A 1,148-nucleotide genomic window follows, 5' to 3' on the forward strand; every position below is an offset into this window, starting at 1 on the left:
GGCTTTTCCGATTTCGAAGACGCCTTGAGCCAAACCTATCGCGAGTGGGAATACTGCGTGCAGTATCGCGAGACCAGTTTCGACTTTGTCAGCCGGCTGATGGAGCAGGAAGGCATCTACTACTTCTTCCGCCACGAGCAGGGCCGCCATGTGCTGGTGCTGGCCGACGCCTACGGCGCCCACACCAAGGCACCCGGCTACGGCTCGGTGCCCTACTACCCGAAGAACGAACAACAGCGCGAGCGCGACCACATCCACGACTGGCACCTGGCCCAGGAAGTCCAGCCCGGTTCGCTTGAGCTCAACGACTACGACTTCCAACGCCCCAGCGCACGCATCGACGTGCGCTCGGCCATGCCGCGCCCACACACGGCTGGCGACTATCCGCTGTACGACTACCCCGGCACTTACGTGCAAAGCACCGACGGCGAACACTACGCCCGCACCCGCATCGAAGCCTTGCAGAGCCTGCACGAACAGGTGGAACTGGCCGGCAACGCCCGTGGCCTGGGCTCGGGGCATCTGTTCAGCCTCACCGGCTTCAGCCGCCAGGACCAGAACCGCGAATACCTGATCGTCGGCGCCCGCTACTACCTTTCCCAGGAAAGTGGTGAGACCGGCGGCGGCGCGCCGACCGCGCAGTTCGAAAGCAGCTTGACCTGCATCGACGCCCAGCAGAGTTATCGCCCACTGGCGACTACCCACCGCCCGATCGTCAAGGGCCCGCAAACCGCGTTGGTCGTGGGCCCCAAGGGTGAGGAAATCTGGACCGATCAGTTTGGCCGGGTGAAGGTGCATTTCTACTGGGACCGGCACGACCAATCCAACGAAAACAGCTCATGCTGGATTCGGGTGTCGCAATCCTGGGCCGGCAAAAACTGGGGCTCGATGCAGATCCCGCGCATCGGGCAGGAAGTGATCGTGAGCTTTCTCGAGGGCGACCCGGACCGGCCGATCATCACCGGTCGCGTTTACAACGCGGAACAGACCGTACCCTACGACCTGCCTGAAAACGCGACCCAGAGCGGCATGAAAAGCCGTTCGAGCAAGGGTGGCACGCCAGCGAATTTCAACGAAATCCGCATGGAAGACAAGAAAGGCGCCGAGCAGCTGTACATCCATGCCGAGCGCAACCAGGACATCGTGGT

At 62.5% G+C, this 1,148-nt stretch carries 1 protein-coding gene; it reads left to right on the forward strand.

Going from position 1 to position 1,148, the window contains the following annotated elements; all coding sequences use genetic code 11:
- Positions 1 to 1,148: type VI secretion system tip protein TssI/VgrG (tssI, locus tag BLO97_RS30435; RefSeq protein ID WP_139197753.1), on the forward strand; the 1,148-nt coding region annotated here is incomplete at both ends.

This window comes from Pseudomonas sp. NFACC05-1 (assembly GCF_900100135.1).
Classification (GTDB): Bacteria; Pseudomonadota; Gammaproteobacteria; order Pseudomonadales; family Pseudomonadaceae; genus Aquipseudomonas; species Aquipseudomonas fluorescens_Q.